Origin of the sequence: Bradyrhizobium sp. CCBAU 11430 (assembly GCF_028128855.1) — a bacterium.
Classification (GTDB): domain Bacteria; phylum Pseudomonadota; class Alphaproteobacteria; order Rhizobiales; family Xanthobacteraceae; genus Bradyrhizobium; species Bradyrhizobium ottawaense.
Genome location: NZ_LBJV01000057.1, coordinates 140,033 through 150,235 on the forward strand (window position 1 = coordinate 140,033; position 10,203 = coordinate 150,235).

Annotated in this window: 9 protein-coding genes; 2 read left to right on the forward strand and 7 right to left on the reverse strand. The window is 63.4% G+C overall.

What is annotated here, in order from left to right; translation table 11 throughout:
- Positions 1–24 precede the first annotated feature (24 nt).
- Positions 25–1,062 (reverse strand): biotin-dependent carboxyltransferase family protein, encoded by a 1,038-nt coding sequence (locus tag XI04_RS18190; protein ID WP_271610125.1) that lies wholly within the window; start codon positions 1,060–1,062, stop codon positions 25–27.
- Positions 1,059–1,790, reverse strand: coding sequence for a 5-oxoprolinase subunit PxpB (gene pxpB / locus XI04_RS18195; protein WP_038970362.1), 732 nt, complete (start codon positions 1,788–1,790; stop codon positions 1,059–1,061). The genes XI04_RS18190 and pxpB overlap by 4 nt, the downstream gene beginning before the upstream one ends.
- A gap of 253 nt (positions 1,791–2,043) precedes the next feature.
- Between pxpB and XI04_RS18200 the strand changes: the two genes are divergently transcribed.
- Positions 2,044–2,742, forward strand: coding sequence for a ribonuclease activity regulator RraA (locus XI04_RS18200; protein ID WP_028144577.1), 699 nt, complete (start codon positions 2,044–2,046; stop codon positions 2,740–2,742).
- A 17-nt stretch (positions 2,743–2,759) separates the two neighbouring features.
- Entirely contained in the window at positions 2,760–3,164 is a 405-nt protein-coding gene (locus XI04_RS18205; RefSeq protein ID WP_028144578.1) for a (R)-mandelonitrile lyase, read from the forward strand.
- 64 nt (positions 3,165–3,228) lie between these two features.
- Here XI04_RS18205 and XI04_RS18210 read toward each other — a convergent pair whose 3' ends face one another.
- From XI04_RS18210 to XI04_RS18230, 5 genes are all read right to left on the reverse strand, one after another.
- Positions 3,229–3,585 carry a hypothetical protein gene (locus XI04_RS18210; RefSeq protein WP_028144579.1) on the reverse strand — a complete coding sequence of 119 codons (357 nt, stop codon included), beginning with the start codon at positions 3,583–3,585 and terminating at the stop codon, positions 3,229–3,231.
- A gap of 150 nt (positions 3,586–3,735) precedes the next feature.
- Positions 3,736–4,974 (reverse strand): hypothetical protein, encoded by a 1,239-nt coding sequence (locus tag XI04_RS18215; RefSeq protein ID WP_157158174.1) that lies wholly within the window; start codon positions 4,972–4,974, stop codon positions 3,736–3,738.
- A gap of 34 nt (positions 4,975–5,008) precedes the next feature.
- The gene (locus tag XI04_RS18220; RefSeq protein WP_038951089.1) at positions 5,009–6,586 is read right to left on the reverse strand and encodes a CHAT domain-containing protein; all 1,578 of its coding nucleotides are present in this window, start codon (positions 6,584–6,586) and stop codon (positions 5,009–5,011) included.
- On the reverse strand, positions 6,583–9,375 hold the full coding sequence (locus XI04_RS18225; protein WP_161966446.1) for a PAS domain-containing protein: 2,793 nt from the start codon (positions 9,373–9,375) through the stop codon (positions 6,583–6,585). Before XI04_RS18225 ends, XI04_RS18220 begins: the two co-directional genes overlap by 4 nt.
- 446 nt (positions 9,376–9,821) lie before the next feature.
- Positions 9,822–10,203, reverse strand: a 382-nt coding sequence (locus tag XI04_RS18230; RefSeq protein ID WP_271623734.1) for a DUF2147 domain-containing protein, incomplete at its 5' end; no start/stop codon positions are given.

Sequence of the window (10,203 nt, forward strand, 5' to 3'; positions counted from 1 at the left end):
CTCCGCCTCTGGTCGTCGTGTCGTTTATGGCTCCGCCGTCACCTGCCAGGTTCCGGCATCCATGGCGCTCACAGCATAGCCCGCGACGTTGGCATCGCTGAGCGCCTCGATGTTGAGTGCGACACTGTCGGCAGAGCGCAGACGGGCGGGCAGGTCGCGGATCAGTTGCGCAAACTTCCTCGCCTCGTCCTGCGCCTCGGCCATGCTGACCGCCCTGAAGCGGAACGCGGTTCCCGCCGAGGTCTGGGCGAGGCGGCCGACATCGGCCGTGATCACGGTTGCGATCTTGGGATAGCCGCCGGAGGTGCCGCGGTCCATCATCAGCGCGATTGGCGAGCCGTTGCCGGGCACCTGGATGCTGCCGTTGACGGTGCCGTCGGAGACGATGTTGTGGCCGTGCAGATGCTTGATGGCGGGGCCCTCGAGCCGGTAGCCCATGCGGTCGGAGGTCGCCGAGATCTTCCACTCGCTGCCCAGGAACAGCGCCTTGTTGGCGTCGTCGAACTCGTCGTCCTGCGGACCCAGCACGACGCGGATCGGACCGCTAATGGGCTTGGGCAGTTCGATGCGCAATTCGCCCGCACCGCTTGCAGCATCGACCGAAAATTCGTCACCGGCCTGGAGCGGGCGCGGGTAGGGGCTGCCGAGGCCGGCGCGGGCATTCACCGCGAGACTGCCGAACACCATCTCGCCTTTGATGGCGCCTTCGATGGCGAGATACGTAAATGCGCCGCCGCGGGCAAAGCCCAGCGTCAGCGTCTCGCCGTCCTTCAGCGTCACCGATGTGTCCATCGCGACCGGGTTGCCGGCGACGTCCGCATTGCGCGGCGCGCCTGAAATCGCCACGCGCACGGCGCCATCGCGCGCGGTGAACGTGGCGCCGAATGGACCGATCTCGACGCTGGCCGCGAACGGCTCGTTGCCCACCAGCGTATTCGCCGCCGCCAGCGACAGCCGATCCATCGCACCACTCACCGTCAAGCCATAGCGCTGCGCGCCGTGGCGTCCGCCGTCCTGAACGGAGCTTGCCGGGCCGATGCTGGCGACGACGAGCCGGCTCATGCGTCCACCTGCTCGGCGACGATCTCGCCGGCTTCCGCAGCGCGGTCCAACTCCTCGAAGGTCTTGTGGTCGATGGGGAAGAACGTGACGCGGTCACCGGGTTCGGTGAGGAAGGTCGGATCGCGGTGGAGCTGATAGGTTCTGACAGGCGTGCGGCCGAGCAGATGCCAGCCGCTGGGGGCGGCGAGGCACTGGATCCCGGCCTGGACGCCGCCGATCGAGATCGTGCCGGCGGGCGTGAGCAGCCGCGGATTTTGTCGGCGCGACATGTGCAGGGATTTGTCGAGGCCGCTGAGATAGGACCAGCCCGGCGTGAAGCCGATCATGGCGACCTTGTAGTCGCCGCCCGCATGCCGTGCCACGATGTCATCAGGCGTGGTGTTCAGCGCCCTGGCGACATCCTCGAGGTCGATGCCGTGCTCGCCGCCATAGGCGACGGGAACGCGCCAGCGCCGCGCCTTGGTCACCGGCGGCGGCGGCTGAATGGCGATCGGCAGCAGCTTTTCGCCGAGTGCGTCGAAACCGATCTTGCCCGGATCGTAATGCACCAGCAGCGAGCGATAGGTCGGCACCGTCTCGGTGATGCCATCGATGGGGCTTGCTGCGAGCGCCTTGTCCAGGGCCAGCACGCGCTGGTTGGCATCGTCGTCGATGGTGCGGCTGAACTCGACCGTGACGGCGCTGTCGCCACTGGGCAGAAGGCGGGGCGGGGGGAGCGTCGCGGCCATTGAGCTGTCGAAGAGCTGTCGAAATCGGGCTTTTGCAGGAGCGGGCTCGAAGTTCCGCTTCACCCCTGCTTCGCGTAAATGCGCCCGCAAGTCCAATAAATTAATGCAGGAGGCCACGATAAGGCTTTGTTATCGCGTCGCATAACAGCCCACCGGCCCTGCATTATTGATAGCCTCTTGGCCCTTGACGCAAAGCGCCCGGCTCGCAAGATGCGCCCGTTCTTTCCCGCCCATCCGGAGCTCGTCTGTTTCCATGTCGCTGTCCCCCGAAGCCCGCAAGATCCTCGCCGGCATCACCACTGCCACCATCACCACGGTCCTGCTGAAAAAGGGCCTGCGCAATGTGTGGATGCGGGGCGCGCGGCCGCTGCGCCCGGGCCTGCCGCGTCTGGTGGGGCCGGCCTTCACGCTGCGCTTCGTGCCGGCGCGCGAGGATCTGGCGACGCCGGAATCCTGGTCCTCGCCGATTTCGACCCGCACCGCGATCGAGGCGATGCCGGAAGGCTGCATCGCCGTGGTCGACGCCATGGGCATCACCGATGCCGGCATCTTCGGTGACATCCTCTGCGCCCGCATGATGAAGCGCGGCGTCACCGCGCTCGTCACTGACGGCGTCGTGCGTGACGTCGAGGGCGTGCTCGGCACCAATCTTCCGGTGTGGTGCGACGGCTATGCCGCGCCGCCCTCAGTGGCTGGCCTGACCTTCGTCGGCTGGGGCGAGCCGATCGGCTGTGGCGGGGTTGCCGTTTTTCCGAACGACATCGTGGTCGCCGACCAGGACGGCTGCGTGCTGATCCCGCAGGCGATGCTCGACCACGTCCTCAACGAGGGCGTCGAGCAGGAGCGGATGGAGGCCTGGATCGTCAACGAGGTGAACAACGGCGCCGTGCTGCCGGGTCTCTATCCCATGAACGCCGAGACCAAGGCGCGCTACGCCGCCAGCAAGAAGTAACGGAAGCGAGGACCTCCATGGAAATCACTGTTGCCGGCACGCGGCCGACCCGCCGCGCGCCCAAGGAAAACTTCACCGGCACCGTGTGGCAGGATCCCGTGATCATGGCACCCGCGCCGGCACGGCTGAACTGCTCGCGCGTCGCGTTCGAGCCGGGGGCGCGCACCAATTGGCATCACCATCCGCTCGGACAGACGCTCTACGTCATTTCCGGCGTCGGCCGCGTCCAGACCAAGGGCGGTCCGGTCAGGGAAATCCGCCCCGGCGACACCGTCTGGATTCCGCCGGGTGAGCTGCACTGGCATGGGGCCTCGCCGACCAACGGCATGTGCCACATCGCCATGCAGGAAGCACTGGACGGCGTCTACTCGACCTGGCTGGAGCCGGTGACGGACGCGGAGTACGGCGCGGCGCTGGGCTGAGGCGCACATGTCCCGGATCGGCGGCGCAGCATTACCCGCTGCACCGCGTCCGGGACACCGCAACCTACATCCGTTCCGCCGTCCACGTGCCCCTGCACAGCGCACCGCGCCAGGTGCCGGAGCCCGAGGTGCCGCTGAGCCGGCCGAAGCCGACGGCGCGCTTGATGCCGGTGCTCAAGGTGACGTTAATGCTGCCGGCGTCCGCCACACGGCCCGATGCCGTCACCGCGGCGCTGGTCGATGCGATCTGCCCATTGTTGATACCGATCGCGACGGTGGCGCCGTTGCCGCAGGTCTCGCTCGAGGACGAGATCCGCACGTTCCAGGCGCCGTCGAAGCTGGTCGATGCTGCATTTGCCTGTCCGCAGAGCAGGGCGATGGCCGAGATCGCGGCAAAGATACCCTTGCAAGGAAGTCGCATGACACGCCCCATTGGCTGAACCTGGGGGAAATCGTGTCACGACGCGGGGAGGACCGATGTGAGGGGTGTCACGGATGCGGTCGAACGGCGCCGACGCGATCGTGTCCTAGCGTCAGCCGGGCAGAGGCGTGAAAGCAGGCGTTCGCGCCATCACCTTGCTTTCGCGGTGCGATTGAGCACGCGCGCCAGCGAGACGGCGGAGCTTGTATCGACCAGAGGGGCCTTGCCGACAGTCTTTCGCAATGCGAACGCCTCGGACGCAAAAAGCTTGTCCGGATCGTCCGGGGCGTCCTTGATGCCGGTGAGCAGGCGGATTTGCATGCCCTTCAGGAGCTCTGTCACGGCCGGTTTGGCGATTGTCTTGTCGTTGGGGTCGGCCAGGAGTGCCTCTTCCCAGCCGCGGTGAGCATTTTTCGGTGTCACGCGCTCCACGAGCTTGTCGTAGCTGGTCTGGTAGGCGCCGATGGCCACGAGACGATCGTTTTCGGCGAGCTCAGGCGAAGTGATCACTTCGGAGCGCAGCGTCAGCATCTGTTCGTCCGCATGCTCCAGCTCCCGCTTCATGATGCTGCTTGCAACACCCTGCCAGTGTCGATGAAATCCGAGCTGGGTGAGAGGGTTGATCGTATCCGGCCCCTCGGGCAGCAGGCTGGCTGTGAACTCAATGGCCAGGAGGCAATAGTCCAGGCCAGACACACGCTGACCGTCCAGCAGCAATCTGTCGTCGGTCACCACCAGCCGCTTGGCAACCGCTTCGTCGAGATCGGAGCCGGCAACCAGGAGATAGCCGCTGCGGCCGAGCGCATTGCCGTCGGCGTAGGAGAACAAGGGCGTGACGATGTTGAGTCCGAACAGGCCCGCGACCCGGTCGTAGATCTTTTCAGCCACGCGCAACCCGTCGGAAACACCCGGCGCGAGCCCGGTCTGTGTGGTCAGGTCGGCGGCCAATTGCAGGACCTGTTGCGCGACGTCGTGAAACGGAAGGCGGAACAGCCCGACGAACAGGGACAAATTGTCCTGCTTCATGGGCGCGCGCCTGACGGCGTAGATGTTCTTGAAGTCGACGTAACCAGGAGCGGCGCCGGCCGCCTTCAGCTGAGCGGCGATCTCGTCGTTGCTCAGGATCGTGGGCCGGCGCTGACGCCCGTCGCCGAAGCTGAACTCGGTGAGCACGACGCCGAGCGGAAGGAACGAGCTGAAAAACTTGCCGCCCTCTCGCAAGCCCATTTCGACCATGCGCACGCCGAAATAGCTCGCTTCGGGCAGGAAGGTCTGTCCCGCTGTCATCGCGTTGCCACCGCTCGATGCGACGTAACCGACATATGGGCGCCGCAACTCGCGGCTCGCCCAGTGCTCCACGACGTTCTTGAGTGTGGCCCAGACTGTCATGACATCCTTCCACTCCAAGCTGCCCAGTGGTTGCTCACTGGCAGCGTGCTGCCCAATCGGTCGACTGCGCCAGCAAGATCGGCGAGAGCCAGATCGGGCTCTCTTCGTCGTAGTTCAGGCTTTCCCACGATGCGCGGCAGGCTTTGCGGAACGCGACGCAAACGGACCGCGTCTTGTAGAGCTCGTCATAGAACTCCCTTGCGAACTGCGGCGCGCGCTCGTCCTCGACATTCCAGCGGAAGCCCAACGCGTAGGGGATCCCGTTCATCACCAGTTGCTGAACGCAGCCCTTCGAGATGCCACGGCAGGCCGAGAGGTAGACCAGAGTCGTCGTTGAAAGCCCGTCGGATGCCGCCACCCTGTCGAGCTTCAGGCCGACCGCTTGCTGCGGTTGCAGTCCGGGAAGGACGAGGGTCGCGGTCTGCTGGCCATCGCTCCAGGCGTGACCGGCGTAGTGGAGAATGGTCGGCCGGAATGCGTCGAGCTGCTTCAGCAGATAGGGGGCGGCCTCGCCCGGAGGGGCGTCCGACAAGTTGACGATCTTCAAATCGAAACAGCCCGCGGCACCCAGCTGTTTCACATGCTCCAGTTCGGTATCGATGTTGCCAAGCTTGTCGAATTTCTTGCCATCGCAGATCGCACTGTCGAGCTTCAGATCGGGATGTTCACCGATCTGAGAACGAACGAACATCAGTTTTGCGCCCTGTTTGATCCGCGCTCGCTCGCTGGCCCTTCCGCGGACAAAGGACGGGATGCGCCGGACAATCGGCGCGTATAGAAGTACGAATGGCCCATTTTCCTCCGAGAGATAACGTACACTCGCCTCGAAGGGCACCGGATAAAAGCCTGCGTCGCTGATGACGAACCGGAACGACAGTCCCACCAATCCGCCCGCGGACTTCTCGATCTGCGAGAACAGATGTTCGCCGATCGCTTTGACAACGAAGCTCTTGAACAAGCGTGTTCCGATGTCCCGCGTTTGGCCGAGCCAGTTGTTCAGCGGCATCTCATCGCGCGCATAAGTCTGAGCGGCAGATTTGAGGTCATCGAGATCGCTGATGGTGTTCCAGCGAAGCATAGGAGAGCCGTCTTCACCCGTTCCGAGCCGGCATTCCACCTTGGCGCTATGGATTTCGATCTCGATCACGCGGAACGCGCCCGGAATCGCATTCGTCTCGTCGGGATGCCCGGTGAGAATCGCAATGAACGGGCGCAAGATCCGATGCCGGTGCAGCTGCAGCGCGTCCATCGGCAGGATTAGGGCGTTGCCTGCTGCTCTGCACTCTTCCTCCAGGTCCGCGCAGGTTCCGAACGAAGGCGCGATGACCAGCACGGAGGTGTGGGGGTCCTGGGCCAGGACGACGGTGTTGAGCACGTGCTTCGCGCCGAGTGTCGTACGTGTGTCGTAAACGGCGCTGGGATCAGTCGGCAACCGGGCGTCGAGCACGAGCAATTCAGTCTCATTCGCGATGAGCCACTCGCTGGTCTGGTCCGGGGTCATCAAAGGCTTGTCGTACAAGTCCTCCAGGGCCACTCCTGCCGCGAGCAGATGTCCCCGTAGCGTTTCGAACATGTTTGGTTCGGCGGTGGCTATGGCAATCTTTGCTGTCATACCGGTGCCTCCTGCACGCACAATGGCAGGTTGAACTCGAATCCCGCGCCGTCCAGCTCGATCAGATCGCCGTCGTGCTGCTCGGCAGCCTTGCGAATAGCCTCGACCGCGACGCTGGCCATCTGCCGTGCCCGGTGCTGGCTCTGCTCGATCGGGTCCGTCGCCGACGGTGTCAGAGCGTCGGCAATTGTCGCGGGTAAGCGCATGGACACCGAGAGACGATGCGGCGGCCGTTCCGCGATCGTCACGGTCAACCTGTCGTTCGGCGTGATGCGCAACAACAGGAGGGAGCTGAGCGCAGAGCGAAACGCAAAGCTCAACCTCTTCGTCCATCCCTTGACAAGCACCGGACGACGCATCGCAATCTCGTCGACGACGTGGATTGCGTCACGATCCTCGACGGGAAGGCCTTCGACCTCGTGATAGAGCACTTCCAATACGTCGAATTGCTCGGGGGCTTCCTGCGGCGTCTGCTGAACGGTCAGACGATCGGACAGACGTTCGAAAGTCAGGTCGGCCCTCAGCAGGTGGTTGGCGGCCTGCTCGAGCAGCTCGGCGCAATTTCTCATGAGCTCTGGTTTGCTCAGGAGCGATGCGGCGCCGCGCAGCAGGCCATCGGCCATCAACAGTGGGGCGCGGGTCTCGCGTGCGACGGCGGTGACGGTCTCTTCCAGATAACCCCAGTCGCTCTCCCGGCTTTGGTCGGCAAGGCTGGTGAACAGCCAGAGTTGATGACCATAGTCGTCATTCAACGGCTCGCGATTTGCGAGAGTCGTCAGCTCGGTGCGCGGTGCGTCGCCGATCGTCAGGTGGATGTGAAGGCGGTGCTGGATCCCGCATTCCGACAGTTGCATGGAATCTTCGTTCCGGGCGCCAAATGACGAGAGCTTCTTGTCACGCGCCCGGCCGAAGATGTTCTCCGCTGCACCATTCATGTGGCAGATCGTGCCGACGGCGTCCACGATGACGGCCGCCTGCTCGATTCTATCCATGAGCGCGTGCTCGATCGCTTCGTGCCAGCGAGCCGCAAAGATCTGTTCGCAGTCAGCGGCGAGGCCACTTGCCGCGTCCTGATCAGGCCCACGGAACGCGTTGAGCTCCGATGACTCCATGTCCAGAATCAGTTCGATCTTGCCATTCACGAACAGGGGAACTGTCATGGCGGATCGCTGATCGGGTGCGGTTTTGATGAAGCCGTAGTTCCGCTCGGTGTCGCTGATGTCAGGAACAACCAGAATGCTCCGCTCGGCCAGGCAGCTGCCGAGCATGCCGCTGGACAGCTCCTGGGTATATTCGGCCTTGCGGTCAGCTGCTTTCACGAGCAGATTCCGGTCGTTCTTGACGTGCTCGGCGACCAGCACGAACTTGCTGCGGCGGCGATCGACCCGGAATACGCCGACATACTCCCAGCCCAGGCATTTCGTGGTGCCTGTGGCCAGCAGTTCAGCGATGGCGCGTGCGCTCGCTGCCTTGTTCAAATCGTCCTTGAGTTTGCGCAAGGCGCGTGCCTGGGCATGTTCCATGGCGGCGTCTGCGGCCTGCAATATCTCCTCGACGCCGAGATTTTGCAGCGTGCGCAGATCCGAGGCGGAGTATTTGTGCTTGCGGGACAGCAGAGCCAGTGAGCTTCCAAACCGGCCTCCGGCTTTGCGGATCGGCAATACGAGCATCGACTCGAATTCGTCGGCGATGATGGCCTTGCTCACCGGGTTGTCCATTTCCTCCGGATTGAGGCGCTCGACGAACGCGGCCAAATTGTTGTCCCACGTCTTGCCCTGCTCGAGCCAATCGATCACGCCGGGCGGCACCTTGAACCAACGCGTGCTCCACTCCCAGCCAGGTCTTGGAAAGACAGTGACCGCTCGCCAGTAATCGCTGAGATCGTTGTAGACCCCGAACGTGCTCATTTCGAATGGGATGACTTTGCCGATGACCTGAAGCGTTGCCTCGATGATCTTCTGCGGATCAGCGTGCTCGGCCAAAATCGTCTTGAGCTCGCGACGGGCGCGATCTTCGGCAAGAGGGGCGAACAGCACCAATAACCCGGCCGAGCTGTTCGGTGCTTCCATGTAGGGCGTTCCGCTGACCCTTGCCAGGACAGAACGACCGTCTTTTGGGCGGAGCCTGACGAAACTCGAGAAGCCCGTCTCCTTGGTGATCCATTCGGCGAACGGATTCGTCGTTCCCTCGTCCTCGGGTCCGAATACGAGGGAGAGCGACATCTCCTTGAGCTCTGATTCCGAGAAGCCCAGAACCTGCACCGCGCGCTCGTTTGCGAACCGGATCTTGCCTGTCAGGTCGGTGCGGAGCACGCCATCCTGCAAGGCATCGAGGCGGCTCTGTTCAGCGCTCTGGTCGAGAAGAAGTGCGTAATTGCCCGGCTTTCCGTCTTCGTCGCGCAGCGGGCCGATCTCGACTCTGACCTGACGAACCGCTTCGTCGGTCTGGATGTCAGCGCGCAAACTCGTGTTGTGATTTGCCCGGAGGGCCATGCACACATCGGCTGCACGGGATCCGAACAACCCGGAGAAAGCAGCGCCGCGCCTGCCGGGAATGAGCTTGTCGAATGCCGCGTTCGAATAGACGATGCGGCCGTCGTTCGCCAGTTCGACGAAGGGAAGCTCGCTGTAATGTGCGGCTTCATCGAGCGCGTCATACCGATCCGACAATACGCTCAGCATGGCATTTTGCGATTGCAGGATCTTGCCCACGGTCTGAGCGTCGAAACCGAACTCCGAAACGAGCATCCGCATTTGCTCGTCGACCAGAGGCTGCAGCGCGGTCGTCAAGCTTGTCTGCCGACTACGGAGCGCGCCGATCACATGGCGTCGTATGCTTTCCTCCGACATCAACAAGCCGGGGCCCCAGTCACCTGAGACTAGCGATGGCGTCGCACGGAGTTCCTCCATAACAACCTCGCTCGCTTACGCAACTATCGGCGCCGAAAGAAGATCGGCAAATGGTTCTTTTCGGTCTACTCAATCTCGGCGAAACGGCGCCGACTGCGCGGTAATCAGGTCGCAAATAGTCTGGCTATCAATCCAGACTAGAAGCAACGATGGCGGGCAGAGTATGAAATGGTTCACAGTGGGGGCATTTGAATCGAGCGGTCGTACGCACGAGGTCCCGGCGGGGATAGCGACGACTATCCCGGCAGTCGGATCATCGATTGCAGGTTGTGGAGCGAAAAGCGTCAGCCTGGCTGCGCCATGTTGGCTCACGTGCTATCAGCCGCTCAATTCACGCGCGTCCAGGTCTGGCCGCCGCAGAACATGCCGCCGAAGGCGCAGCCCTGCACGCGCAGGCGGTCGGTGCCCTTCATCGCGATCGTCGAATCGTAGGTCGAGCCGGAGTTCGGATCGAGGATGCGGCCGGACCATTTCTGGTCCTTGCTGGGCTTCATGTTGATCAGAACCTGCTCCCCATTCTGGTTCGATTTGCCGTCGACTGAATAGCCACACAGATTGGTGCCGCATTGCTCGATGCGGACCTTGCCTTCCTTCTCCTCGGTGAGCCAGACGCCGAGCGGTGAATTGAGATCGCGCGTAGGCGCGGTCGCAGGAGCTGGTGGAGCGACGGCGGCGGCCTGAACGGGGGCAGGGGCCGGTGCGGGCGGT